Origin of the sequence: Pseudomonas sp. YNh (assembly GCF_037993085.1) — a bacterium.
GTDB lineage: Bacteria > Pseudomonadota > Gammaproteobacteria > Pseudomonadales > Pseudomonadaceae > Aquipseudomonas > Aquipseudomonas putida.
In genome coordinates, this window is the sequence record NZ_JBBMRJ010000002.1 from 156,241 (window position 1) to 181,457 (window position 25,217).

Annotated in this window: 20 protein-coding genes, 1 pseudogene and 1 riboswitch; of the genes and pseudogenes, 7 read left to right on the forward strand and 14 right to left on the reverse strand. The window is 63.3% G+C overall.

Going from position 1 to position 25,217, the window contains the following annotated elements:
- Positions 1-30 precede the first annotated feature (30 nt).
- The 3 genes from WF331_RS02750 to asd are packed head-to-tail and all read left to right on the forward strand — an operon-like array spanning position 31 to position 3,293.
- Positions 31-1,566, forward strand: a complete 1,536-nt coding sequence (locus tag WF331_RS02750; RefSeq protein WP_174370315.1) for an HDOD domain-containing protein — start codon at positions 31-33, stop codon at positions 1,564-1,566.
- Between the two features lie 44 nt (positions 1,567-1,610).
- Positions 1,611-2,420, forward strand: coding sequence for a rhodanese-like domain-containing protein (locus WF331_RS02755; RefSeq protein WP_174370316.1), 810 nt, complete (start codon positions 1,611-1,613; stop codon positions 2,418-2,420).
- Between the two features lie 9 nt (positions 2,421-2,429).
- Complete coding sequence (gene asd, locus WF331_RS02760) at positions 2,430-3,293, forward strand: archaetidylserine decarboxylase (protein ID WP_049277981.1); 864 nt, start codon at positions 2,430-2,432, stop codon at positions 3,291-3,293.
- A gap of 153 nt (positions 3,294-3,446) precedes the next feature.
- Here the strand turns inward: asd and serB are convergent, their stop codons facing one another.
- Positions 3,447-4,661 (reverse strand): phosphoserine phosphatase SerB, encoded by a 1,215-nt coding sequence (gene serB, locus WF331_RS02765; protein WP_016501896.1) that lies wholly within the window; start codon positions 4,659-4,661, stop codon positions 3,447-3,449.
- 134 nt (positions 4,662-4,795) lie between these two features.
- Here serB and WF331_RS02770 point away from each other — a divergent pair, with 134 nt between their 5' ends.
- A complete protein-coding gene (locus tag WF331_RS02770) occupies positions 4,796-6,253 on the forward strand; it encodes a histidine kinase (protein WP_340622639.1) in 1,458 nt (485 codons plus the stop codon).
- Between the two features lie 111 nt (positions 6,254-6,364).
- Here the strand turns inward: WF331_RS02770 and WF331_RS02775 are convergent, their stop codons facing one another.
- From WF331_RS02775 to WF331_RS02815, 9 genes are all read right to left on the reverse strand, one after another.
- On the reverse strand, positions 6,365-7,075 hold the full coding sequence (locus tag WF331_RS02775) for a PqiC family protein (protein ID WP_041167910.1): 711 nt from the start codon (positions 7,073-7,075) through the stop codon (positions 6,365-6,367).
- Positions 7,076-7,247: 172 nt separating this feature from the next.
- Positions 7,248-9,506, reverse strand: a complete 2,259-nt coding sequence (gene parC, locus WF331_RS02780; protein ID WP_049277988.1) for a DNA topoisomerase IV subunit A — start codon at positions 9,504-9,506, stop codon at positions 7,248-7,250.
- 10 nt (positions 9,507-9,516) lie between these two features.
- Positions 9,517-10,035, reverse strand: a complete 519-nt coding sequence (locus tag WF331_RS02785) for a retropepsin-like aspartic protease family protein (protein ID WP_016501900.1) — start codon at positions 10,033-10,035, stop codon at positions 9,517-9,519.
- The gene (locus WF331_RS02790) at positions 10,032-11,018 is read right to left on the reverse strand and encodes an esterase-like activity of phytase family protein (RefSeq protein WP_284358823.1); all 987 of its coding nucleotides are present in this window, start codon (positions 11,016-11,018) and stop codon (positions 10,032-10,034) included. The genes WF331_RS02785 and WF331_RS02790 overlap by 4 nt, the downstream gene beginning before the upstream one ends.
- Positions 11,015-12,919 carry a DNA topoisomerase IV subunit B gene (parE, locus tag WF331_RS02795; protein ID WP_016501902.1) on the reverse strand — a complete coding sequence of 635 codons (1,905 nt, stop codon included), beginning with the start codon at positions 12,917-12,919 and terminating at the stop codon, positions 11,015-11,017. The genes WF331_RS02790 and parE overlap by 4 nt, the downstream gene beginning before the upstream one ends.
- 35 nt (positions 12,920-12,954) lie before the next feature.
- The gene (locus tag WF331_RS02800; protein WP_012274480.1) at positions 12,955-13,563 is read right to left on the reverse strand and encodes a YqiA/YcfP family alpha/beta fold hydrolase; all 609 of its coding nucleotides are present in this window, start codon (positions 13,561-13,563) and stop codon (positions 12,955-12,957) included.
- 367 nt (positions 13,564-13,930) lie between these two features.
- Complete coding sequence (gene cpdA, locus WF331_RS02805; protein WP_340622640.1) at positions 13,931-14,728, reverse strand: 3',5'-cyclic-AMP phosphodiesterase; 798 nt, start codon at positions 14,726-14,728, stop codon at positions 13,931-13,933.
- A gap of 1 nt (position 14,729) precedes the next feature.
- Entirely contained in the window at positions 14,730-15,182 is a 453-nt protein-coding gene (locus WF331_RS02810; RefSeq protein ID WP_016501905.1) for a DUF1249 domain-containing protein, read from the reverse strand.
- The gene (locus WF331_RS02815) at positions 15,173-15,790 is read right to left on the reverse strand and encodes an NUDIX domain-containing protein (RefSeq protein ID WP_016501906.1); all 618 of its coding nucleotides are present in this window, start codon (positions 15,788-15,790) and stop codon (positions 15,173-15,175) included. The genes WF331_RS02810 and WF331_RS02815 overlap by 10 nt, the downstream gene beginning before the upstream one ends.
- Positions 15,791-15,975: 185 nt before the next feature.
- On the opposite strand from WF331_RS02815, the gene WF331_RS02820 reads away from it, so the two are divergent.
- Positions 15,976-16,722 carry an RsiV family protein gene (locus tag WF331_RS02820; RefSeq protein WP_284358832.1) on the forward strand — a complete coding sequence of 249 codons (747 nt, stop codon included), beginning with the start codon at positions 15,976-15,978 and terminating at the stop codon, positions 16,720-16,722.
- On the opposite strand, the gene cytX is transcribed toward WF331_RS02820, so the two are convergent.
- Together cytX and thiC are read right to left on the reverse strand one after the other, a co-directional pair.
- Complete coding sequence (gene cytX / locus WF331_RS02825) at positions 16,691-17,974, reverse strand: putative hydroxymethylpyrimidine transporter CytX (RefSeq protein ID WP_174370322.1); 1,284 nt, start codon at positions 17,972-17,974, stop codon at positions 16,691-16,693. The genes WF331_RS02820 and cytX overlap by 32 nt on opposite strands.
- Positions 17,975-18,139: 165 nt before the next feature.
- Positions 18,140-20,020: a phosphomethylpyrimidine synthase ThiC gene (gene thiC / locus WF331_RS02830; RefSeq protein ID WP_016501909.1), complete on the reverse strand. Its 1,881-nt coding sequence runs from the start codon at positions 20,018-20,020 to the stop codon at positions 18,140-18,142.
- Between the two features lie 155 nt (positions 20,021-20,175).
- Positions 20,176-20,282, reverse strand: a riboswitch (TPP riboswitch).
- Positions 20,283-20,442: 160 nt separating this feature from the next.
- Between thiC and WF331_RS02835 the strand changes: the two genes are divergently transcribed.
- A complete protein-coding gene (locus tag WF331_RS02835) occupies positions 20,443-21,876 on the forward strand; it encodes a TolC family outer membrane protein (RefSeq protein WP_016501910.1) in 1,434 nt (477 codons plus the stop codon).
- 114 nt (positions 21,877-21,990) lie between these two features.
- On the opposite strand, the gene waaA is transcribed toward WF331_RS02835, so the two are convergent.
- Positions 21,991-23,262: a lipid IV(A) 3-deoxy-D-manno-octulosonic acid transferase gene (waaA, locus tag WF331_RS02840; protein ID WP_284358837.1), complete on the reverse strand. Its 1,272-nt coding sequence runs from the start codon at positions 23,260-23,262 to the stop codon at positions 21,991-21,993.
- Positions 23,263-23,276: 14 nt separating this feature from the next.
- Positions 23,277-24,124 (reverse strand): annotated as a pseudogene (locus WF331_RS02845) (IS5 family transposase).
- A gap of 264 nt (positions 24,125-24,388) precedes the next feature.
- Between WF331_RS02845 and WF331_RS02850 the strand changes: the two are divergent.
- Positions 24,389-25,198 carry an RHS repeat-associated core domain-containing protein gene (locus WF331_RS02850; protein ID WP_284359457.1) on the forward strand — a complete coding sequence of 270 codons (810 nt, stop codon included), beginning with the start codon at positions 24,389-24,391 and terminating at the stop codon, positions 25,196-25,198.
- Positions 25,199-25,217 lie beyond the last annotated feature (19 nt).

A 25,217-nucleotide genomic window follows, 5' to 3' on the forward strand; every position in this document is an offset into this window, starting at 1 on the left:
TGCGAAAAGCCAGTTCGGACTGATGTCAAAATGCCAATTGAAACCAAGGTGCCCGCTCAGGCTCCGCGTACGCTAGAAGCCTGGGTAAAGCTGCTGGAGAGTGTTCGCATCCCCGTGCCGAAGCACAGCTACGACCGGGTCATGGCTGCAATCAACGATAGCCGCCGCTCGCTGCGCGACATCGCCGAACTGATGCAGGATAGCCCGGCACTGGTGCTATCGGTGATGCGCGAAGCCAATCACCCCACCAACGCCAGCCAGGCCGAGCCAGCCGAAAGCCTGGAGGTCGCCCTCAACCGCCTGGGCCTGGAGCGCAGTGAGCAACTGCTCAAGCGCCTGCCCTCGCTGCCGGTCGAAGAAATCCCGCCCGTGCTCAGCCAGTTCCAGCTGATCAGCCAGCACGCCTCGCAGCAGGCCAGCGGCCTGTTCGCCAGCCGCCTGGCGCGGCTGTGGCAGGAAATCCACTGGGGCAGCCTGCTGTTCCTGTCACCCCTGTGGCCGCTGGCACTGGCCTACCCCAAGCTGCTCGACACCTGGGAGCTGCGGGTTATCCACAAGGGCGAGGACGCCGCCCAGGTAGAGGAAGAGCTGTTTGGCGTGCGCATCATGGCGCTGTGCCAGACCATGGCGGAGTACTGGCGCCTGCCGCAGTGGGTAACCCAGGGTTACCGCCTGCTGCTGGAAGAACGCGAACAACTGGCCCAGGTGCTGAGCATCGCCCGCGACGAAGACCTGCTCAGCCAGCAACACCGCCTGGATGCCGAGCCCGGCCTGCGCCGCTGGTTCAACCAGCCGGCCAACACCGTGCTGCTGGCCAACAACCTTGCGCTGGCGGCGCAGGTGGGCTGGGACAACCCGCACCTGCTGCGCTGGCAACTGCTGACAGCGCTGTACCTGCAGACCTCGCTGGAAGACGTGCAGCAGCAAGTGCACCAACAAGCTGCCGCCAGTGCCCGCCGCCACGCCAGGCATGCCCTGTTCCACCCGGCTGAAGCACTGATCTGGCCCTGGCACCAGCGCCGTCCGCACCCGGACATGCTGGCCCCGCCACCGCCCAGCAGCGACGACCTGGCGCGTTGGCGCAAGCTGTGCCAGGACCTGCTGGCCCAGCCCAGCCCGTTCACCAACACCGTGCACCTGGCCACCCAGGCCCGCGAAGCCCTGCTGGCCTGCGGCATGCAACGCATTATGCTGCTGAGCCTGGACAAGGCCAGCGACTACCTGCGCGTGCAGCAGACCGCCGGCTTGCCCAAAGAGGCCGCGGCCCTGGCCCTGCAGGTGTCGCAAAACAAGCTGCTGCAAAAGCTGATGGCCCAGGCCGGGCAACTGCGCATTACCCCGGAAAACCACAGCCAGTTTTCGGCCCTGCTGCCTGCCCCGCTTCGTGCGCTGTTCCGCAGCGAGCACGTGCTGCTGCGCTCGCTGGCGGTGAACGATCAGGTGCTGATGCTGATGGTGGCCGACCAGGGCTGCCGGCCCTTGGCCGATATCAGCGTGCAGGCCTTCGGCAAGACCGCGCAATGCACCGAGCGGGCACTGTCGGTGTTTGCCAACCGCAAGGGCTGAGCCTTGCGCTACAATCGCCCCTCTTTCCACACTGGAGACCGTGGATGACTGACTTTTCCGGCCTGCCCCTGGTGATCGAAGCCGCGGACCTGCTGCCACGCCTGGGTTCGCCACAGTTGATCCTGGTCGACCTGAGCAGTGCCAACCGCTATGTCAGCGGGCATATCCCCGGCGCACGCTTTGTCGAAGGCAAGCGCACCCAGCTTGGCCAGCCTCCAGCGCCCGGCCTGCTGCCGTCCCTGGGCGAGCTGGAAAAACTGTTCAGCGAACTCGGCCACCGCGACGACGCCGTCTATGTGGTGTATGACGATGAAGGCGGGGGCTGGGCCGGGCGCTTCATCTGGCTGCTCGACGTGATTGGTCACAAGGCCTATCACTACCTCAATGGCGGTATCCAGGCCTGGCCGGCTGACACGCTGTCCACCGACGTGCCCGCCAGCGTCAACAGCCCGGTGCACCTGCGTATCGACAACGCCCCCACCGCCACCCGCGAGTACCTGCAAAGCCGCCTGGGCGCCGATGACCTGGTCATCTGGGACGCCCGCGGCCCGCAGGAATTCAGCGGCGAGAAGGTATTGGCTGCCAAGGGCGGGCACATTCCCGGCGCGATCAACTTCGAGTGGACCGCCGGCATGGACCTCAACGACCACTTGCGCATTCGCCATGACATCCAAAATGTCCTCGAGCAACTGGGCATCACCCCTGACAAGGAAGTGATCACCCACTGCCAGACCCACCGCCGCTCCGGCTTCACTTATCTGGTGGCCAAGGCCCTCGGCTACCCACGCGTCAAGGCTTACGCCGGCTCGTGGAGCGAATGGGGCAACCACCCGGACACGCCTGTAGAAGTTTAAGGAACCTGCATGAAATCCCGTTTGTTCATCATCAGCCAGTACCTGCTGCCGCACCACCTGCTGTCGCGGCTGGCCGGCTGCATCGCCGAGTGCCGCGCGCGCTGGTTCAAGAATGCCTTCACCGCCTGGTTTGCCAAGCGCTACCAGGTCAACATGTCCGAAGCGCTGGTCGAGGACTTGAGCGCCTACGAGCACTTCAATGCGTTCTTCACCCGCGCCCTGAAGCCGGGTGCCCGCCCGCTGGACGAAACCCCGGGCGCCATCCTGTGCCCGGCCGACGGCGCCGTCAGCCAGCTCGGCCCGATCGAGCACGGCCGCATCTTCCAGGCCAAGGGCCACGGCTTCAGCGCGCAAGAGCTGCTGGGCGGTGACCCGGCCATGGCAGCGCCGTTCATGGGCGGCGAGTTTGCCACCATCTACCTGTCGCCCAAGGACTACCACCGCGTGCACATGCCGCTGGCCGGCACCCTGCGCGAAATGGTCTATGTGCCGGGGCGTCTGTTCTCGGTCAACCAGACCACCGCAGAGAACGTTCCCGAGCTGTTCGCCCGCAACGAGCGCGTGGTCTGCCTGTTCGACACCGAGCGTGGGCCGATGGCCGTGGTGCTGGTGGGTGCGATGATCGTCGCCTCGATCGAAACCGTGTGGGCCGGGCTGGTGACGCCACCCAAGCGTGAGCTGAAGACCTTCCGTTACGACGAAGCCAGCCGCGCGCCGATCCACCTGGAGAAAGGTGCCGAGCTGGGCCGCTTCAAGCTGGGTTCGACCGCCATCGTGCTGTTCGGGCCGGAGCAGGTGAAGTGGGCTGAAAACCTGGGCGCTGGTTCTGCTGTAAGCATGGGGCAATTGTTGGCAGAACCCGCCCAGGCTTGATTCAAGCTGGATGAAAAAGGCCCTGCTCATGCGGGGCCTTTTCATTGGGGCCGCTGTGCGGCCCTTCGCGGGCACGCCCGCTCCCACAAAGCGCGATCACTGTGGGAGCGGGCATGCCCGCGAAGGGCTGCGAAGCAGCCCCAGGTTCCCGGGTCAGCCGCGAGCGTCGCGGTCGCGCAGGCCCAACAGGTACAGCACGCCATCCAGCCCCAGGGTGGAAATGGCTTGCTTGGCCGACTGGCGCACCAGCGGCTTGGCGCGGAACGCTACGCCCAGGCCGGCCAGCGACAGCATCGGCAGGTCGTTGGCGCCATCACCTACGGCGATGGTCTGCTCCAGCTGCAAGCCTTCTTCACTGGCCAACTGTTGGAGCAGCTCGGCCTTGCGCTGGGCATCGACGATCGGCTCGACCGCCACACCGGTCACCTTGCCGTCGACCACTTCCAGCTCGTTGGCGAACACATAGTCGATACCCAGGCGCGCCTGCACCTGGCGGGCAAAGTAGGTAAAGCCACCGGACAGGATCGCGGTCTTGTAACCCAAGCGCTTGAGCTCGGCGAACAGGTTTTCGGCACCCTCGGTCAGGCGCAGCGAGGCACCGATTTCGTCCAGCACACCCACATCCAGGCCCTTGAGCAGCGCCATGCGCTCCTTGAAGCTGGCGCGGAAGTCCAGCTCACCGCGCATGGCGCGCTCGGTGATGGCCGCCACCTGCTCACCCACGCCGGCCGCCTTGGCCAGTTCGTCGATGACTTCGGCTTCGATCAGCGTCGAGTCCATGTCGAACACGGCCAGGCGGCGGTTGCGGCGGAACAGGTCGTCCTTCTGGAAGGCGATGTCGATGCTCAGCGCTTCGGCCAGGGCAAAGAAGTCGGCACGCAGGGCCTGGGCATCGCTCGGCGCGCCGCGCACGGAGATTTCGATGGCCGCTTTGCCCTTGTCGGTTTCGGCATCCAGCGCCACACGCGCCGACAGACGCTCGATACGCTCGATAGTCAGGCCATACTGGCTTATCACCGCACTCACCCGCTGCAGTTGCTCGGGGGTGATCTTGCGACTGAGCAGGGTGACGATGTGGCGCGCCTCGCCCTGGCCGTCAGCCCAGTGCTGGTAGTCCGCCTCGGAAATCGGTGTGTAGCGGGCCTGCAGGTTCAGTTCATGGGCCTTGGCCTGCACGCTTTGCAGCAGGGCGGTAGCCACTTCGTTGTCCGGGATGTCGACCAGGATACCGAACGACAAAGTGCCGTGCATGACCGCCAGGCCGATGTCGAGGATGCTCACACCGCCCTGCAGCAGGACGCCGGTGATAGCCGCAGTGAGACCGGGACGGTCCTCACCGGTGATGTTGATCAGGACGATTTCGCGCACAACCTGGCTCCGACTTCGATGAAAAATGCGCATTCTACCGATTTTCCGTGACCATCGGGCGCCAACGATACTTTGCCGACAAAACCCGGGTCGCTATACTGCCCCACACTTTCTGCCATTAAGAGCCGAGCTCAGTGAACCGGCCCACGCCCGTCAAACCAGACAATTTCTTCCTGATGATCTATCGTGCCCTGAGTCAACGTCGCGTGCCGCTGGCATTGCGCATCGCTTGCACCAACATCTTCCTGGTCACGCTGGCGCTGGTGATCTATGCCTGCGTGATGGGCCTGCAGTTCAAGCAGGCCATGCACGAGCAGGCTGATGCCCTTGGCCAGAGCCTGACCACCCAGACCGCCACCTCGGCGACCGAGCTGCTGGTGTCTAACGACATCCTCAGTCTCAACGTGCTGCTGGGCAACCTGGTGAAAAACCCGCTGGTGGCCCACGCGGCCATCTACAGCGTGGACAACCGCATCCTCGCCGAGGCCGGCCAGCGCCCGCGCAACAGCCTGCTGGGCGAGGCAGAGGGCCTGTACCAGACCAAGATCACCTTCCAGGACGTGACGGCCGGGCAACTGCGCATCAGCCTGGACATGAGCCAGTTCCAGCAGCCGATGCTCATCAGCCTGCAGAGCATGGGCATCATGGCGGCCATCCTGCTGGCCCTGGCCCTCAGCCTGAGCCTGCGACAGGGCCGCTATATCACCCTGCCGCTGCTGCAGTTACGGGTGTGGCTGCGAGACCCGCAGCCCTATACCCCGGCCACCGACCGCCAGGACGAGATCGGCGACATCGCCCGCCAGCTGCACGCGCGCCTGGCCCCGCCGCCGCCACCGGAGCCAGAGCTGGAGGAAGAGGACGACGAGCATTTTGACGACTTCCACGACGTAGCACCGGCCCCCAAGGCAGCCCCGCGCCCCAAGGTTGCCACATTGGCCGAGGACGATGACGACGCAGCCTTTGCCGGCCTGCTGGACGACGACAGTGCGCCCAAAGCCGCCCCGGTCGAATCTGACGAGCCGCAGTACAGCGCCGTACTTGCCGTGCAACTGGGCTCACAGGAACAACTGCGCCGCCTGCCGCGTACACGCCTGACCGAGCTGACTGACCGCTACCGCGATTGCCTGGAGCATGCTGCCTCGCTCTACGACGGTGAAACCCACACGCTCAACGACGGCAGCACCCTGGTGCTTTTCCACAGCCGCGACTGTGGCGAGGACTACCTGACCAACGCCATCTGCTGCGGCGAGCTGCTGCGCGCCCTGGGCCATGCCCTGCAGATCGAAGTGGCCGACAGCGGCATCACCCTTCAGCTGCAACTGGGCCTGGTCCTGGGCAACGACCTGCAAGGGCTGGAGCTGGTGGACCTGCTGATGGCCGAAAAGGCCCAGGATGCCCTGGCGCTGTCGCAGCACAGCCGCAATCTGTTACTGGTGGAGCGGCAGATCAGCGATGACGCGCTGATTCGCCAGCGTGCCCGCATTCGCCCGATTGCCAGCCCTGAGGGTGCCTGCTGTGTGGAGCGTTTGATGGAGCCTTACCCGTCGATGCTGGAGCGCCAGCTGGCCCGCATGCACGAGCGCCGCGCCTGATAGTTTCCCCCTGTGGGAGCGGGCGCGCCCGCTCCCACAAAGGCCGCATCTATCCTTCAGGTACAAAAAAGCCCGCAACAAATGCGGGCTTTTTTGTGGGTGGCAGTTCGATCAGAAACGATAAACTTCCATATCGGTGCGAATCGGCGAGGCCATAGGGATCCTGGATTTCTCCGGCCCCTTCTTGACCTGCACCGGTGCAGCGGGCTTTTTCGGTGCTTCTTCGGCAATCGCCGGCTGGTTGGCCAGCGGCTTGACCGCAGTGCTCAGCTGTTCGGCCAGCTTCTGCAGCAGTTGACCCTGGGCCTGAACCTGCGACGACTCGCTGCCCTCGTGCGGCTGCTCGAGGTGAACGATACGGTTGTCACGCACATGGCCACGGCGATCCAGCAGACGCCACTGGGCATCCAGGATGGCCGGCTGGTTTTTGCCTGAGTCCAGGCGTGTGATCGACAACAGCACCTGCACGTCCGGGCTGAAGCCAGCGGTCGCCGGCGCCAGCACCACGCGCTGGCTGTCGAGGCGCCAGGCAAGTTGACGCACCAGCAGCTGGTCGATATCCGACGAAAGGCTACCCGCCCAGCGGCCGTCAGTCGCCGCGCTCAGGCTGCCGTCGGCTTGACGCTGCAGGAACGTTTCACGCTGAAGGTAATCGGCTACCGATACCGGGCCGAGTACCACGGCCATGCCCGCACTCTGCGACGGCTGGCCAGGATCACCACTGTCGAGCTGATACAGGGCAACCGGCTGATGCATGGTGCACCCGCCAAGGCCCAGCAGGCCAGTCATCAACAGCGCAAATGGAAGGCGCAGAAATTTCATCATCCCATCCAGGCGGCCGCCATAAGGCACACCGCAGTGATACATGTAGATTCAAACGGGCACACGGCCACGCCGGCACCGCAAGGGCCATATCATCCGCGAAATAACCGTCCGACTCCAGCATTTCTGCCCGGAACGGCGCTGAAATTGCCGTTCCAGACATTTCTGCCCGTTACGCCGGCACTTCCACCTGCAACCCATCGACGCGCTGGAAGCCGCGTGGCAGCTTGCTGCCTCGCCGTCCGCGCTCGCCCTTGTAGTGCTCAAGATCGTCCGCTTTCAGAGACAGGGTACGCTTGCCGGCTTGCAATACAAGGGTCGCGCCGTCGGGAATCACGGCCAGATCGGTGACAAATTCTTCACGGCTGGCTACCCGGTCGCCCGGCACGCCAATGATCTTGTTGCCCTTGCCCTTGCCCAGCTGCGGCAAATCGCTGACCTTGAACACCAGCAGGCGGCCTTCGGTGGTCACCGCTGCCAGCCAGTCCTGCTCGCGATTGGCCACCGGGCGTGGGGTCATGACCTTGGCACCGTTGGGCAGGCTGAGCAAACCCTTGCCGGCCTTGTTCTTGGCCTGCAAGTCTTCACCCTTGACCACGAAGCCGTAGCCCGCATCCGAGGCAACCACGTACAGCGCGTCGTCCTCCGGCAACAGCACACACTCGAAGGTGGCGCCTGGCGGTGGCGTCAGGCGGCCGGTCAGCGGTTCGCCCTGACCACGTGCCGAGGGCAAGCTGTGAGCCGCCACCGAATAACTGCGCCCCGTGGAGTCGATGAGCACGGCAAACTGGTTGGAACGCCCGGCTGCGGCGGCCTTGAAGCCATCGCCGGCCTTGTACGACAAGCCGGTGGCGTCGATGTCGTGGCCTTTGGCGCAACGCACCCAGCCCTTCTCCGACAGCACCACGGTGACCGGCTCGGTCGGCATCAGCTCGTTTTCAGACAGGGCCTTGGCTTCGACGCGCTCGACGATTGGCGAACGGCGCGCGTCGCCGTAGGTTTCGGCATCCTTGATCAGTTCGCTGCGCACCAGCTTGCGCAGCTTGGCCTCGCTGCCCAGCAGCGCCTGCAGCTTGGCCTGTTCCTTGAGCAGTTCGTCCTGCTCGCCGCGGATTTTCATCTCTTCCAGGCGCGCCAGCTGACGCAGACGGGTCTCGAGGATGTACTCGGCCTGGATTTCGCTCAGTTCGAACCGGGCAATCAGGGCCTGCTTGGGGTGCTCCTCGGTACGGATGATGTGGATCACTTCATCCAGGTTGAGGAATGCGGTGAGCAAACCATCCAGCAGGTGCAGGCGCCGCTCCACCTTGTCCAGGCGATGCTGCAGCCGGCGGCGAACAGTGTTGGTGCGAAACTCCAGCCACTCCACCAATATCGCACGCAGGTTCTTCAACTGCGGGCGGCCGTCCAGGCCAATGATATTGACGTTGACCCGGTAACTGCTCTCCAGGTCGGTGGTGGCGAACAGGTGCTGCATCAGTTCGTCGGCATCCACACGGTTGGAGCGCGGGATGATGACGATGCGGCACGGGTTCTCATGGTCGGATTCGTCACGCAGGTCGGCAACCATCGGCAGCTTCTTGGCCTGCATCTGTGCGGCGATCTGCTCCAGCACCTTGGCACCGGAGACCTGGTGCGGCAGCGCAGTCACTACGATGTCGCCATCCTCGACGCGGTAAACGGCACGCATGCGGATCGAACCGCGACCGCTTTCGTACATCTTGAGGATTTCTGCCCGTGGCGTGATGATTTCCGCCTCGGTCGGGTAATCCGGCCCCTGAATGTGCTCGCACAATTGCTCGATGGTGGCCTTGGGCTCGTCGAGCAGGCGCACGCAGGCGCTCGCCACTTCACGCAGGTTGTGCGGCGGCACGTCGGTCGCCATGCCCACGGCGATACCGGTGGTCCCGTTGAGCAGGATGTTGGGCAGGCGCGCCGGCAGTACGGCCGGCTCCTGCAGGGTACCGTCAAAGTTCGGTACCCAGTCCACGGTGCCTTGGCCAACTTCGCTGAGCAGCACTTCGGCGTAGCGCGACAAACGCGCCTCGGTATAACGCATGGCAGCGAACGACTTCGGATCGTCCGGCGCACCCCAGTTACCCTGGCCGTCGACCAGGGTATAGCGGTAGCTGAACGGCTGCGCCATCAGCACCATGGCCTCGTAGCAGGCCGAGTCGCCATGGGGGTGGAACTTGCCGAGCACGTCACCGACGGTACGCGCCGACTTCTTGTGCTTGGCATCGGCATCGAGCCCCAACTCGCTCATGGCATAGACGATGCGTCGCTGCACCGGCTTCAGGCCGTCGCCGATGTGCGGCAAGGCGCGGTCCATGATCACGTACATGGAATAGTTGAGGTAGGCCTGTTCGGTGAAGTCAGCCAGCGAGCGGCGTTCGACGCCGTCCAGGCTGAGTTCCAGTGAGTCGCTCATGCGGGCCTCGTCATTTCAGGTTCTGGCGCAACAGCATGGTGCCGCCGCGCTGGGTAAATTCAAGTTGTTTCAGGGCACTCATGCCCAGCAGTACGATGGGCCCGTCCAGGCCCGGCACCACGGTGGCGCGTACGTCCTGCAGCCGGATATCGCCCAGTTGCAGGCTGGCCAGGCGCGTGCGGTAGCCTTCGGCGCGGCCATTGGCGGTGCTGAGCAGCACCGGGCTGCCGCGCTCAAGGTTCAGGTCACGGGCCAACGCCTCGGGGATCGCCACATCGGTGGCGCCGGTGTCGAGCATGAAATGCACCGCCTGGCCGTTGATGGCGCCATCCACCATGAAGTGGCCCTGGCCGTTGCCCAGCAGGCGCACTTCGACAAAGCCCTCGCCGTGTTCGGATTGCACCTGGGCATTGGGGTTGCGCTTGCTGTCTTCCCACTGGCCGAAAAAGCGCGTGGCAAGGAACATCGCGGCCGCCCACGCGAGGACCATCAGCACCCTGCCCGCCCGTTTGCCCGGCGCCTGGCTCATGACTTGGCGCTCCAGCCACCTTCCGGTGCATCAAAGCGCCAGACGATCGGGCGCGTTTCGCCATCGGCGCGGGCGCCGTTGTTGTTGTCCAGGCCGATCCAGGCGCCCTTGGCATCGATCACAAGGGCTTCGGCCAGGCCGAACGGTTGCGGGTAACGGCGGGCCTCGACCAAGGCGTCGGCAGCAAACGACCAGCAGCGTTCTACCTTGCCGCTGTCGGTATCACGCCGGCAGACCCGGTAGGCATTGCGTTCGAGTGTGAACAGCTTGCCCTCGAACCAGGCCAGGTCGGCAAAATCGCGCGACAGTGCCCGGGCATTGGGCATTTGCGCCGGCTGCATCTCCACCCCGGCCTCGCTCAGCAGCACACAGCTGCGCCCGCAAGTCCACACCGATTGCTGGCGCTCGATGACCACCAGGCCACGGCGCTCGCGTTCTGCGGCCAGCCACAGGCGATCGCCCGCCGGGTTGATCGCCAAGCCCTCGAACAGCGCATTGAAGTTCAGCAGCATGCCGCTGGCACGGGCCTGGCGCACCATGGCCGGGTCGATCTTCAGCCAGTCCGGCTCGCCATCCAGCGGTAACTGCAACACGGCGGCATGGGCTTCGCTGGCCAGGTACAGGTTACCCGCCTGGTCACAGGTGATGCCTTCGAAATCCAGCTCGCCCCCGCGAATGTACGACGCCGCCCAATTGCGCGACTTTAGGCCCCACGGCAGGCCGCTTTCCGGCGGCGGTGGCGGGGTAAAGGTCAGCGGTTGCGCGCGCCAGGTCGGTTTTTGCTGGTCGAAGCGGTAGATGCGGTCGTCGTCGCGGTCGGACACGCCCCACAGCCCGCCCCGGCATTCCACCAGGCCAGACAGGTTGCCACCACGCATGCCGTCGATCGGGTGCTCGGCACTGAGCTTCAGCTCCGGCCAGTTACCCGCCAGGGCAGGCAAGGTAACCAGCGCAAGGCAAACGGCAAGTACTTGCCGAATCAAACCATGACCTCGGCCAGGTTGCCTTTGGTCTCCAGCCAGCTCTTGCGGTCACCGGCGCGCTTCTTGGCCAGCAGCTTGTCCATCAGCTCGCAGGTGGCCTCAACGTCGTCCAGGGTCAGTTGCACCAGGCGCCGGGTGTTCGGATCCATGGTGGTTTCACGCAGCTGTGGCGGGTTCATCTCGCCCAAACCCTTGAAGCGGGTGACCTGTGGCTTGCCGCGCTTCTTCTCGGCCACCAGGCGGTCGAGGATACCGTCACGTTCGGCTTCGTCGAGGGCGTAGTAGATTTCCTTGCCCAGGTCGATGCGGTACAGCGGCGGCATGGCCACGTACACATGCCCGGCCTCGACCAGCGCCCGGAAGTGCTGGACGAACAGCGCGCACAGCAACGTGGCAATGTGCAGGCCGTCGGAGTCGGCGTCGGCGAGGATGCAGACTTTGCCGTAGCGCAGTTGCGCCAGGTCTGTGGCACCCGGGTCGACGCCGATGGCCACGGCGATGTTGTGCACTTCCTGGCTGGCCAGGACTTCGCCACCGTCCACTTCCCAAGTGTTGAGGATCTTGCCGCGCAGCGGCAGGATCGCCTGGTACTCCTTGTCCCGTGCCTGCTTGGCCGAGCCACCCGCCGAGTCACCCTCGACCAGGAACAGCTCGGCACGCATCGGGTCCTGGCCGGCGCAATCGGCCAGCTTGCCAGGCAGCGCCGGGCCTTGGGTAATGCGCTTGCGCTCGACCTTCTTGCTGGCCTTGAGGCGGCGCCCGGCGTTGCTGATAGCCAGCTCGGCCAGTTGCATGCCCAGCTCGGGGTGGGCGTTCAGCCACAGGCTGAAGGCGTCCTTGACCACGCCGGAAACAAAAGCAGCCGCCTCGCGCGAGGACAAGCGCTCTTTGGTCTGCCCGGAGAACTGCGGCTCCTGCATTTTCATCGAGAGCACGAAAGAGATGCGCTCCCAGATGTCCTCAGGCGCCAGCTTCACGCCGCGCGGCAGCAGATTGCGGAACTCGCAGAACTCGCGCATGGCATCCAGCAGGCCCTGACGCAGGCCGTTGACATGAGTGCCGCCCTGAGCGGTGGGGATCAGGTTGACGTAGCTTTCCTGGACGCTGTCGCCACCTTCTGGCAACCACAGCAAGGCCCAGTCTGCGGCCTCCTTGTTGCCCGCCAGGCTGCCGCAGAACGGTTCGTCAGGCAGGCGCTGGAACTCGCTGACCGCATCGACCAGGTAGGAACGCAGGCCGTCTTCGTAGTGCCACTCGACCTTCTCGCCACTGGCCTTGTCCTCGAAGCTGACCAGCAGGCCCGGGCACAGCACGGCCTTGGCCTTGAGCACATGCTTGAGGCGGCTGATGGAGAACTTGGGCGAGTCGAAGTACTTGGGGTCTGGGCTGAAGTAGACGCTGGTGCCGGTGTTGCGCTTGCCGACCGAGCCGACCACTTCCAGCTCGCTGGCCTTGAAGCCATCGGCGAAGGTCATCTGGTATTCGTTGCCGTCACGCTTGACGCGCACGCGCACCTGAGTCGACAGGGCGTTGACCACCGAGATACCCACACCGTGCAAACCACCGGAGAACTGGTAGTTCTTGTTGGAGAACTTGCCGCCGGCGTGCAGCTTGGTAAGGATCAGCTCGACCCCGGACACGCCTTCTTCCGGGTGGATGTCCACTGGCATGCCACGGCCATCGTCGCTGACTTCCAGCGAGTGGTCGGCATGCAGGATGACCTGCACCGAGCGGGCGTGGCCGGCCAGGGCTTCGTCGACACTGTTGTCGATGACTTCCTGGGCCAGGTGGTTGGGGCGGCTGGTATCGGTGTACATGCCCGGCCGCTTGCGGACCGGGTCAAGGCCCGAGAGGACTTCGATGGCGTCTGCGTTATAGGCGCTAGCGCTGGGATTGGCCATAGGGTCTCTTCGTCAGTCTGGTGAGTGCAAAAAAGTCAAAATACAGAAAAATCGAGCGCCGCATACTGCCCGCGAGCAATGCCGGCAAAAGCCAGCAGAGCCGGCAGGCGCTCGGCGAAGCCCTGGAAACTGTGGTCGCCGCCAGCCTGTATACGCAGGGCACATGCACGGTAATAGCGCTCGGCGTGGCGATAGTCCAGGGTTTCATCGGCCGTCTGCAGCCACACTTGATAGCGGCTGGCATCTACCGGGGCCGGCACTTCCAGCTCGGCCAGGGCCTGTACGTGATCGTGGGTCAGTTCCCAGGTTTCACCGCTGTAGTGATTGCGCTGAGTGCCCAGGTACCCGTCAAAATGCTTGTGTGGCGTTACCGCCGGGTTCACCAGCAGGGCCTTGAGGCCATGGCGCTCGGCCAGATGGGTGGCATAGTAGCCGCCGAGCGAACTGCCCACCAGCAATGGCGCGCCCAGTTCGGCGATGGCAGCTTCAAGCTGGGCGATGGCCTGCCGCGGGTGGTGATGCAAGGCGGGCACACGTAGCTGGGCCGACAGGCCCAGTTGCTGCATCACGGCTTCGAGCTGGCGCGCCTTGGTCGAAAGCGGCGAGCTGTTGAAGCCATGGATATAGAGGATGGAACCCGACATGCTGCCCCCGGAATCTGTGGCTTCGCGCCTGATGATGCGGGCGCAGGGACGCGCAGTGTAGCGCGTTCGCCGGGTTTTGACGCAGTGTCACGGGTTTCGCAACAATTTCTTCAAGAAAGCCGGGGCCGCTGCGCAGCCCATCGCCGGCAAGCCAGCTCCCACAGGTACTGCACATGGCTTGAAACCGATGGGGTCTATGGAAGCTGGCTTGCCGGCTCCCACAGGCACTGCACATGTCTTGAAACCGATGCGGTCTGTATGGGAGCTGGCTTGCCGGCTCTCTCAGATACTCACATGGCTTGAAACCGATGCGGTCGGTGTGGGAGCTGGCTTGCCGGCGATGGGGCGCGCAGCGGCCCCGGATTCTTCAATAACCCGGGCTATCGAAGTCGAGTTTCACCTCAAAGTCCGTGGCCCGCTCCACTCCGGTTTCCAACCGCCCGTCGGCGTGCAGGCGCAACCAGCGGTACCCGGGATGCTCTTCGCTCACCTTGAAGTCTTCGCTGCCGGCCGCGAACTGAATACAGGTCGAGGGCGTAGCCAGCAGGCGCCGGCCATCGCGCAGCTCGTCCCATTCCTGATGCACATGCCCCCACAGCAACGCCCGCACCTGTGGATAAGCCTCGACGATGTCGAACAGGGCCTGGGCATTGCGCAAGCCGATCGGCGCGATCCAGGCGCAGCCGATGTCCACCGGCTGATGGTGGAAACACACCAGGCAATGCCGTTCGCCCGCCTCTTTCAAGGCGGCTTCCAGCACTGCCAGCTGGTCACGCTCCAGCAGACCGTGTGTCGCGCCATGCACCGCCGTGTTGAGCATGACAATACGCCAGGCGCCAACATCGGTGACTGCTTGCACCAGCTCCGGGGCCACTTCGGCCATGACCCGGGCCTCGTCGTGGTTGCCCGGCAACCAGCGGGTGGGCACGGCAAACGGCGCAGTCAGATCCCGGAACGCTTCATAAGAAGCAACGCTGGCGTCCTGGGACAGATCACCCGTGCACAACAGCAAGTCGACAAGCGGTTGCTCGCGCCGCACCTGGGCCACCACATGGCGCAGGCTGTCACGGGTATTGAGGCCCAGCATGCTGCCGGCCGGGTCGGCGAAAAGATGTGCGTCGGTCAGTTGCACCACATGAACAGGGCGCGTGTTGTCTGGGTACATGTCAGCGAACGCTTGCCAGTTCGTGGCCACAAGCCAGGCAGTGGCTCAGCCATTCACCGAGGAACAGGTTGAGCTGGGCCTTTTCGTCCGGCTGGTGCATGGCCTCATTCGGATACGGGTAAATACTGCGCAGGCGCCGGGTATGTTCGGCGCTGACCACTTCGGCCATGCGTGCATCATGGTACACCTGCACTTCCAGGTGCGGCACCGGCAACCACGGCAGGCTGTGCTCCTGGCGTACATGCAGGGTGGTGGTGTACGGGCAGGCCAGCACCACGTCCAGTACCAGCACGCCGAGCATCTGGTCGCCCTGGGTCATGCCGATGCGGCGCGAGCTTTGGGTGGTACGCATGTCGGGCAACAGGCGCATCAGCCGGGCGTAGTTGGCCTCGCAGGCAGCCTGCAGCCCGACCAGGTCGACTCGATAGCGCTCGCGCAGCAGGTTCACTTCCACATACCTCGTACTTCGTCACGGTTCAGCGCCAGCCATTGCAAGCCGATGATAGTCGCCGCGTTGCAGATGCGCCCGTCGCGCACCGCCTGCAAGGCATCCTCGAACGACCACACGCGCACGCGGATGTCTTCGCCCTCTTCTTCCAGGCCATGCAGCCCGCCCGCCCCCTCGCTGCTGCAACGGCCAAGGAACAGGTGAACGTACTCGTCACTGCCGCCCGGCGACGGGAAGTAGCGGGTCATCGGCCACAAGGCGCTGAACGTCAGGCCGGCTTCTTCCTCGGCTTCGCGGTGGGCGACTTCCTCGGGTTGCTCATCCTTGTCGATCAGCCCGGCAACCATCTCGATCAGCCAGGGGTTGGCGACCTTGTCCAGTGCGCCGACGCGGAACTGCTCGATCAGCACCACTTCGTCGCGCAACGGGTCGTAAGGCAGCACACACACCGCATCATGGCGCACAAACAGTTCGCGGCTGATCTCGCGGCCCATACCCCCGGCAAACAGCTCGTGGCGCAGGTGCACCTTGTCGAGCTTGTAGAAGCCCTGGAAGCAGTTGGCCCGCTTGACGATCTCGACCGCCTTGGGCACCGAATTCAACGTGTCTGACATGGAAATCCTCGTTACCTCAATCACCGCATCGCGCCATCCTACTCTGCACGCTTTCGCGTTTCACCCCTTTCCGGCAACCGTTCGCACACTCGGGACAGCGCGTCTTCACTCTGTTAGCTTAGTGGCGAACTGAAGGCCGCGCAGACGGTCAAAGGCCGACTTTTCCCTGTTCTGCAAGGATCATCATGACACTTGTCAAACTGACTTCCGTGGCCGTGCTGGCACTCGCTCTGGGCGCCTGCCAGAGCCTGTTCACGCCCAACTACCGGACCCCGCTCGAGGTCAAGCGCGACGCCTGGGAGCATGTCAAACCCGGCTGCAGCGAAAGCGACTGCCCGCTGGTGAACATCGACATGGTCCACTTCCCGGCCCTGCCCGCGCTCGACGGCATCGTCGAAAAACGCCTGCTGCAACTGACCGAAGACAATGAGCATGGCACCGCGCCAAGCACCTTGCAGGCATACGAACAGCAATACCTGGCCAGTGCCGACAAACGTAACAGCAGTTATCTGCAAGCCAAGGTACGCGAGCAGCATGACGGGCTGGTGATCATCGAGTTGTCCAGCTACCTGGACAGCGGTGGCGCCCACGGCATGCCTGGGCGCGGCTTCATCAACTATTCGCGCAAGCTGGACAAGGTGTTGACCCTGCAGGACATGCTGGTGCCAGGCCAGGAGGACACCTTCTGGAAAACCGTCGAGGAGTCGCACCGCGCCTGGCTGATGAGCGTGGGCATGGACAAGGACGCCGAGTTCGTCAAAACCTGGCCGTTCAAGAAGTCGCCGCACATCGCCCTGACGTACGGCGCAGTAGTGGTCAAGTACGAGGTCTATGCCATCGCGCCCTATTCCATGGGCCACGTGGAACTGAAGATCCCCTACCCACGCCTGAACGGCGTACTCAAGCCTGAACTGTTTCCCGGCCGCGGCTAAGGCTCAGTAACCCATGCAGCACACCTGCCAGCAGCAATGCTGGCAGGGTAGCCCCCAGTTCCGGTGCCTGCGCGGCAATCAGGTGGTAGACCGCCACCCCCGCAAACCAGGCCACCAGCGCCTGCCAGTGCAAGCCGCCGACCTGTGCCGGCAAGCGGCGACGACGAACCACGTAGTGGTCCATCAAGACCACGCCGAACAGCGGCGCGAACACCGAACCGATCAGCAGCAGGAAGTTCTCGTACTGGGCCAGTGGCGCCAGCAGGGCGATCAGGGTGCACAGCACGCCGATGGCCAGCGCCAGGTGCTCGACCTTCACAGGCACCAGCACGCCGGTGGAAACCGCTGCCGAGTGGATGTCGGCGAAGGCCTTTTCCGACTCGTCCAGCAGAATGAGCAGCAACGGAATGCCCATGCCGGCGCCGGCCAGGGCCAGCAGCAGGGCATTGACCTCGCCACTGGCAGCGAAGGCCAGGGTGTAGGCCACGCCCAGGCTCATCAGCCAGGTGTTGCCGATGAAATAGCCGACGACCGTGCCGCCGAACACGTGCTTGCCGTTGCGGGCGAAGCGCGAGTAGTCGGCGATCAGCGGCAGCCAGGACAGCGGCATGGCGATGACGATGTCGAAGCCCACGGCCAGCGACATCGAACCGTCACCGGCGCGGCCCCACAGTTCAGCCAGGTCGGCCTTGGCGAACAGGTTCCAGGTCAGCCACAGGCAAGCCCCCAGCAGCACCCAGATACCCCAGGCGCGCAGCACCTTGCGCACGAAGGCCAGCGGCCCGCTGACGGCCAGCAAGGTGGCCAGGGCACCGAAACACAGGGTCCAGAGCATCGGGCTGTTCCAGACACTGTCTTCGCCGAATGCGCGCGCGCCCAGCAGGCTGGCGGCGTCGCGCATGACAATGATCTCGAATGCGCCCCAACCTACCAGTTGCAGCAGGTTGAGCACAGCCGGCAAGCGCGCACCATGGCTGCCCAGGCTGAGCTTCAGGGTGCCCATGGCCGAAAGACCGGTGTCGCTGCCGATGACACCGGCGGCGCCCAGCAACAGCACACCCACGCCGGTGCCCAGGGCGATGGCCAGCACCGCGCCGGCAAGGCCAAGGCCTGGGGCGAGCATGGCGCCGACTTGCAGCACCATCAGGCCGATGCCAAGGGAGAACCACAACGAGAACAGGTCGCGGGCGCCGAAGATGCGCTGGTGGGTGGGGACCGGGTGGTCGGGGGAGAACTGGCTGGGTGATGTCATGGTTGGCGCTCGCCGGCAATGTTGTTGGTGTTCTTGGCGAGGACTTCGTCCTCGAATCGCGACGCAAGGCCGCTCCCACAAGGGCCGCGCAGGCCTTGAACCTTGGGCGGTCCCTGTGGGAGCGGCCTTGTGTCGCGAAGGGGCCGCACAGCGGCCCCAGCGTTCTTACACTTTCTGGTACAGCTGGCTGCCTTCCTGGCGGAAACGCTCGGCCTGCTCGCGCATGCCTTGCTCGACCGTCACATCCACGGCCTCGATCTTGGCAGCGTACTCACGCACTTCCTGGGTGATTTTCATCGAGCAGAACTTCGGCCCGCACATCGAGCAGAAGTGCGCAACCTTGGCCGACTCCTTCGGCAGGGTCTCGTCGTGGAAGGCACGGGCGGTGTCCGGGTCCAGGCCGAGGTTGAACTGGTCTTCCCAGCGGAACTCGAAGCGTGCCTTGGACAGGGCGTTGTCGCGAATCTGCGCGCCCGGGTGGCCCTTTGCAAGGTCGGCGGCGTGGGCGGCGATCTTGTAGGTGATGATGCCGGTCTTGACGTCGTCCTTGTTCGGCAGGCCCAGGTGTTCCTTGGGCGTGACGTAGCAGAGCATGGCGCAACCGAACCAGCCGATCATCGCCGCACCAATGCCCGAGGTGATGTGGTCGTAGCCCGGTGCAATGTCGGTGGTCAGCGGGCCGAGGGTGTAGAACGGCGCCTCGTCGCAGCACTCCAGCTGCTTGTCCATGTTCTCCTTGATCAACTGCATCGGCACATGGCCCGGGCCTTCGATCATGCACTGCACGTCGTGCTTCCAGGCAATCTTGGTCAGCTCGCCGAGGGTTTCCAGCTCACCGAACTGCGCAGCGTCGTTGGCGTCGGCGATCGAGCCGGGGCGCAGGCCGTCACCCAGCGAGAAGCTGACGTCGTAGGCCTTCATGATTTCGCAGATCTCGTCGAAGTGCGTGTACAGGAAGTTTTCCTTGTGGTGCGCCAGGCACCACTTGGCCATGATCGAGCCACCGCGGCTGACGATGCCGGTGACGCGCTTGGCGGTCAGCGGCACATAGCGCAGCAGCACACCGGCGTGGATGGTGAAGTAGTCCACGCCCTGCTCGGCCTGCTCGATCAGGGTGTCGCGGAAAAGCTCCCAGGTCAGGTCTTCGGCCACGCCGTTGACCTTTTCCAGGGCCTGGTAGATCGGCACGGTGCCAATCGGCACCGGCGAGTTGCGGATGATCCACTCGCGGGTTTCATGAATGTGCTTGCCCGTGGACAGGTCCATGACCGTGTCCGAGCCCCAGCGGATGCCCCAGGTCAGCTTGGCCACTTCTTCCTCGATCGAGGAACCCAGGGCGCTGTTGCCGATGTTGCCGTTGATCTTCACCAGGAAGTTGCGGCCGATGATCATCGGCTCGACTTCAGGGTGGTTGATGTTGGCCGGAATGATCGCGCGGCCACGGGCGATTTCCTGGCGGACGAATTCGGGGGTGATTTCTTTCGGGATGTTGGCACCGAAGCTGTGGCCGGCGTGCTGCTCGTTCAGCAGGCCAGCAGCGCGGGCTTCTTGCAGCTTCATGTTCTCGCGGATGGCGACGTATTCCATCTCGGCGGTGATGATGCCCTGACGGGCATAGTGCATCTGCGAGACGTTGGCGCCAGCCTTGGCACGGCGCGGGTTGCGCACGTGGGCGAAACGCAGCTTGGCCAGTTCGGCGTCGTTCAGGCGCTGCTGGCCGAAGTCGGAGCTGAGCCCGCCCAGGCGCTCGGTGTCACCGCGCGCCTCGATCCACGCCGAACGCACGTCGGCCAGGCCCTTGCGCACATCAATGATCACATCGGGGTCGGTGTACGGGCCGGACGTGTCGTAGACCAGTACCGGCGCGTTGGTCTCGCCGCCGAAATCGGTCGGGGTATCGTCCAGGCTGATTTCACGCATGGGCACGCGGATGTCCGGGCGCGAGCCTTCGACATAGATCTTGCGCGAGCGCGGGAACGGTTGCACAGACTGCTGATCGACTTGTGCCGATTCGCTGAGGTTGATCGCTTTTTCTTGTTTGGTCATCACAGGCTCTCCAGACGGCTTCCTAGCAGTGGAATGTCGGGGAGAACCTGAACAGCGCGGACGCACCCATGGATGAGTGCAGTGCCGGATATGGGGGTGCCTGAAGCTGCATGCAGCTGCGACATTCCCGGACCTGGCACAAGAGGCTCCCCGGGAAGGCGAGCAATCTTGTTCCCTACGCAGGCGCTAACCTGATCAGGTTCAACGGGATCCGCACCTCTGCGATCTCAGCCTTTGCTTCAAGGCACCCCGACAAGAACATGCGCAGTCTAGACTGGAGTGGTCGGCAAAGCCAAGCGGGTAAATGCGCGGTTGATGAAAGGCATACCGGGCGATTGTTGCCAGGGGCGCATGGCACTACACTGGCCCGTCACTCGATACTCAACAGTTCAGTAATTAAATTTCGTACAAGGATTGCCTCTATGCTGCGCAAACTCTCACTGGCGATTGCCGTGTCTTGTGCGTCCAACGGAGTGGCCTGGGCAGTGGACGTGCCCTCGACAGTCAAGACCGACCTGGTCAGCGTTTATCAGGAAGCGGTAGACAACAACGCCGACCTGGCTGCGGCACGCGCCGATTATGGCGCCCGCCGCGAAGTGGTACCGCAGGCCCGCGCCGGGTTGCTGCCAAACCTCTCGGCCGATGCCGAGATGCTGAACACCCGCACCAAGCTGGACGAGCCTTCCATCACCTCCAACCGCAGCGGCAACTCATGGAGCGCGACCTTGGCCCAGCCAATCTTCCGCGCTGATCGCTGGTTCCAGCTGCAGGCGGCCGAAGCAGTCAACGAACAGGCCGCGCTGGAGCTGTCGGCCACTGAACAGAACCTGATCCTGCAAACCGCGCAAAACTACTTCGCCGTGCTGCGCGCGCAGGACAACCTGGCCGCCACCAAGGCCGAGGAATCCGCGTTCAAGCGCCAGCTGGACCAGTCCAACGAACGCTTCGATGTGGGCCTGTCGGACAAGACCGACGTGCTGCAATCCCAGGCCAGCTATGACACGGCCCGCGCCAACCGGATCATCGCCGAGCGCCAGGTACAGGATGCCTTTGAAGCGCTGGTCACCCTGACCAACCGTGAATACACCTCAATTCAAGGCGTGGTGCATACCCTGCCGGTGCAGGTACCTACGCCAAACGACGCCAAGGCCTGGGTCGAAACCGCCGGCCGCCAGAACCTCAACCTGCTGGCCACCAACTATGCGGTTTCCGCCGCCGAAGAGACCCTGCGCCAGCGCAAGGCCGGCCATGCGCCGACCCTGGATGCAGTGGCCAAGTACCAGAAGGGTGACAACGACAACCTGGGCTTTACCAACCCTTCGCAGTTGGGCGTGCGCTACAGCGGCGACGTGGAACAGACCAGTGTTGGCCTGCAGTTGAACATCCCGATCTACAGCGGCGGCCTGACCAGCTCGCAGGTACGCGAGGCCTACCAGCGCCTGAGCCAGAGCGAGCAGCAACGTGAAAGCCTGCGCCGCCAAGTGGTGGAAAACACCCGCAACCTGCACCGCGCGGTGAACACCGATGTGGAACAGGTGCAAGCACGCAAGCAGTCGATCATCTCCAACCAGAGCGCGCTGGAAGCCACCGAAATCGGCTACCAGGTGGGTACCCGCAACATCGTCGACGTGCTCGATGCCCAGCGCCAGCTGTACACCTCGGTGCGCGACTACAACAACAGCCGCTATGACTACATCCTCGACAACCTGAGCCTGAAGCAGGCGGCCGGCACCCTCAGCCCGCAAGACCTGCAGGACCTCAAGCGTTACCTGAAACCGGACTACAACCCGGACAAGGACTTCCTGCCGCCAGACCTGGCTGCAGCAGCGGCCAAGAACTTTGAGCGCCGCCCTTGAGTTAGGTGATGATTTCTTCGCGGGCTCGCCCGCTCCCACAGGGTTTGCACAGCCCTCGAACCCTGCATCAGGCCTGTGGGAGCGGGCGAGCCCGCGAGGAAGCCAGTGCAAAAGTCAGCGGATAAGCGCATCCAGGCCATCGAGCAAGCGCTGCAACGCGCCCTGATTGGCCCGCATCACCGCCCTGCCCGCCTCGCCCATGCGCTGGGCGTCCTGCGGCAGTTCCACCAGACGGCGCACCGCACCGGCCAGCCCGTCAGCATCATCAACCTGCTGCAACCCACCCGCCTCGCGCAGCATCGCGCTGATTTCGAGGAAGTTGAACACATGCGGCCCCATGAGCACCGGCAACGCCAGCGCCGCAGGCTCCAACGGATTGTGCCCACCGGTCGGCACCAGGCTGCCACCGACGAAGGCAATGTCGGCCAGGGCATACAGGAACAGCAGTTCGCCCATGGTGTCGCCCAGCAACACGCGGGTTTGCGCATCGACCGGCGCTGCCGAAGAACGGCGCACAGTGGTGAATTGCTCGCTGCACAGCGCATGCACCGCATTGAAGCGCTCGGGATGGCGCGGCACCAGGATAAGCAAGGCATCGCCATGCACCTGCAACAACTGCCGATGCGCCTGCAAAATCAGCGCATCCTCGCCGTCATGGGTACTGGCGGCAATCCACACCGGGCGCTGTTCGGCCCCCCACTGCTCACGCAATGCCCTGGCACGCGGCAGCAGTTGCTCATCGATCTTCAGGTCGAACTTGATCGAACCGGTGACCTGCACGCACTCAGGGCGCGCGCCCAGGGCACGGAAACGTTGCGCCTCGGTTTCGGTCTGCACGGCGACCAGGTTCATTTCCGCCAGCATCGGCCTTGTCAGCTTGGCAAAGCGCCCGTAGCCGCGTGCCGAGCGCTCGGACAATCGCGCGTTGGCCAGCGCCACCGGAATCCCGCGTTTGGCGCACTGGTGGATGTGGTTGGGCCACAGCTCGGTTTCCATGATGATGCCCAGCTTCGGCTGCACATGGTCGAGAAATCGCCCGGCCGCCCACGGCAGGTCATAGGGCAGGTAGCAATGCTGTACGCGCGGTTCGTCGGCGAACATGGCGCGAATACGCTCGGAACCTGTCGGCGTCATGCAGGTAAGCGTGATTGGCAGCTCGGGGTAGGCCTTGAGCAGGGCACGCACCATCGGCGCTGCCGCAATGCTCTCGCCCACCGACACTGCGTGCACCCAGATGCCACCCTGGCGCACGGCCGGCAGCTTGAAGGCAAAGCGCTCGCCGATACGTTGGCCATAGGCCGGCGCCTTGCGCGCACGCAGGTACAGGCGCAGCGCAACCAACGGCAGGCCCAGGTGAAACAGCAGGGTATAGAGTGTTCTGTTCATGGGTGCGGAGTGTACTAGGCTCTGTACGAAAAGAGATGTCGCAAACACCGCATGGAGCAAGCCAGTGAGACCATGGTGGCATAACTTTTCGCGAGCTTGTCGAAGCGGGTCACGATCCGGCGGTTCTCTTTCAGCCAGCCAAACATGCGCTCGATGATGTTGCGCTGCCGGTATTTGGGCCGGTCAAACAGTCTTGGTAAGCCAGGCTTGGGCTTGCGTTTCATCGAGCGCAAGGGGATGACGGGCTGCATTCGATATTGGTCGCAGTAGCGGCGCAGCGCTTCGGCGTTGTAGCCCTTGTCGGCGAGCAGCCATTTGCAGCGCTTGCGCGGGCGGCCACGTTGGCTCGATGGAATGCTGACCTCGTCCAACAGTGGTTGTGCGTAGCTGATGTCACTGGCTTGACCGCCAGAGAGAAGGAAGCGCAACGGTATCCCGTTGGCGTCGCAGAGCATGTGGATTTTGGTTGTCAGGCCACCGCGACTGCCGCCTAGAGCATGATCGGCAGGCCCCCTTTTTTCCCGGCGCCAGATGAGGCTCGGGTTGCGCGTACTGCGGTAGAGTCGATCATCCAGGTTTGCAGATCGATCAAGCCCTGCTCATTCAGTCGCAGGTGCAGACGTTTGAGCATCTGCTCGAAAGTCCCTTGGTTTCGCCAGCCCCGAAACCGTTGATACACCGTTGACCCTGGGCCGAAGCGCTCTGGCATATCTCGCCATGCAGCACCTGAGCAGAGCACCCACAGCACGCCATCGAGCATCAGCCGGTCGCTCAGTCGGGGCCGGCCTCGGCCATGGGTTTCGATGAAGAGATCGGAGACCACATCCCAGGCCTCGTCCGTGAGTTCGTAGCGCCTTACCATCACAGAATTCCTTTCCGTTAATGGCGCGTGACTCTACAAAATCTCAGCGCTAGAGGAGCGACGATTTGGTTTCTCGGGATTTCGTACAGAGCCTAGCTGACCGAAAACATCTATTTATTCACCCCGCCCTTGGACGCTTGCCTTGCTTCGTCACCCACAACCGTCCGGAGCGGCTCGCCTATCATTTCTGCCAGTGTCCGATTATTGGGGACTATGCTTCAATCTTAACGAGCCACACAATTCTGGTGCATGCCCGTGAGCATAATGACGAACAAAAGTGATCGAGCTATTACTCAAAGCGAGTGCGTTCCGCCCTCAATCCTGACCTACTCGCCCTACGGCCATTCCACTTCCCTTACCCCTTCGGCATTGATTCGCTATAACGCAGAGTATTGGAACCGCGAATTGCAAATTTATCATCTCGGTCTTGGCCATCGCCCGTACAAACCGTCTGTAATGAGATTTATTTCACCTGACCGATTGAGCCCATTTGAAAGAGGGGGGATCAACACCTACAGCTATTGCTCTGGAGACCCTATCAATTATTCTGACCCCAGTGGCAGAGCTAGACTATTCGTTAAAAAGATTCAAACCCCAGTTAGTCATATCGCTGCAGGCCCCAGTAAAATCGGTGAGATCTATAGAGCAAGGCAAAAAAATGAAACACCTATTATCCTTAAGCAACGACCCGCACTAGAAATAATTGCAAGCTACCTAAACGGGTCACAGATAGGGAGCCTCAAAACAGCTTATCCCAGCCTAAGCCGAGATTTATCAGTTTTTTCAAGCACAAAAGCCAAGGCATTAATAACGCATGATGCGGCCATTCTAAAACCTAATCATGTCTCGAATATATCTGACTTAACCGGTTATGACGGTGCAGACCTTGAGGCACTGAATAACTATAGATTTAATCAACTAACCCGGGACCAAGCCTTAGCTCTATTCGACTTGAAAATTCATGAAATCCGGCAAGGTTATCGCTTTGATATTTGGGACAGCCGAGGGTATACCCGCCGTGTGGTTTTCGAAACTCTGGAAAAGACTTCCAGCTCTGGTGAAATACGCACCTAACACGAACCAAGCGGTTGAG

Coding starts and splice junctions, on each gene's coding strand:
- WF331_RS02775 (WP_041167910.1), bottom strand. CDS start 7,075: ATGAAATTTCTGCGCCTTCCATTTGCGCTGTTGATGACTGGCCTGCTG.
- cpdA (WP_340622640.1), bottom strand. CDS start 14,728: ATGTACCCAGACAACACGCGCCCTGTTCATGTGGTGCAACTGACCGAC.
- WF331_RS02835 (WP_016501910.1), top strand. CDS start 20,443: ATGCTGCGCAAACTCTCACTGGCGATTGCCGTGTCTTGTGCGTCCAAC.
- WF331_RS02800 (WP_012274480.1), bottom strand. CDS start 13,563: ATGTCGGGTTCCATCCTCTATATCCATGGCTTCAACAGCTCGCCGCTT.
- cytX (WP_174370322.1), bottom strand. CDS start 17,974: ATGACATCACCCAGCCAGTTCTCCCCCGACCACCCGGTCCCCACCCAC.
- waaA (WP_284358837.1), bottom strand. CDS start 23,262: ATGAACAGAACACTCTATACCCTGCTGTTTCACCTGGGCCTGCCGTTG.
- WF331_RS02785 (WP_016501900.1), bottom strand. CDS start 10,035: ATGAGCCAGGCGCCGGGCAAACGGGCGGGCAGGGTGCTGATGGTCCTC.
- parC (WP_049277988.1), bottom strand. CDS start 9,506: ATGAGCGACTCACTGGAACTCAGCCTGGACGGCGTCGAACGCCGCTCG.
- thiC (WP_016501909.1), bottom strand. CDS start 20,020: ATGACCAAACAAGAAAAAGCGATCAACCTCAGCGAATCGGCACAAGTC.
- WF331_RS02820 (WP_284358832.1), top strand. CDS start 15,976: ATGACACTTGTCAAACTGACTTCCGTGGCCGTGCTGGCACTCGCTCTG.
- parE (WP_016501902.1), bottom strand. CDS start 12,919: ATGGCCAATCCCAGCGCTAGCGCCTATAACGCAGACGCCATCGAAGTC.
- WF331_RS02850 (WP_284359457.1), top strand. CDS start 24,389: ATGACGAACAAAAGTGATCGAGCTATTACTCAAAGCGAGTGCGTTCCG.
- WF331_RS02750 (WP_174370315.1), top strand. CDS start 31: ATGCCAATTGAAACCAAGGTGCCCGCTCAGGCTCCGCGTACGCTAGAA.
- asd (WP_049277981.1), top strand. CDS start 2,430: ATGAAATCCCGTTTGTTCATCATCAGCCAGTACCTGCTGCCGCACCAC.
- WF331_RS02815 (WP_016501906.1), bottom strand. CDS start 15,790: ATGTCAGACACGTTGAATTCGGTGCCCAAGGCGGTCGAGATCGTCAAG.
- WF331_RS02755 (WP_174370316.1), top strand. CDS start 1,611: ATGACTGACTTTTCCGGCCTGCCCCTGGTGATCGAAGCCGCGGACCTG.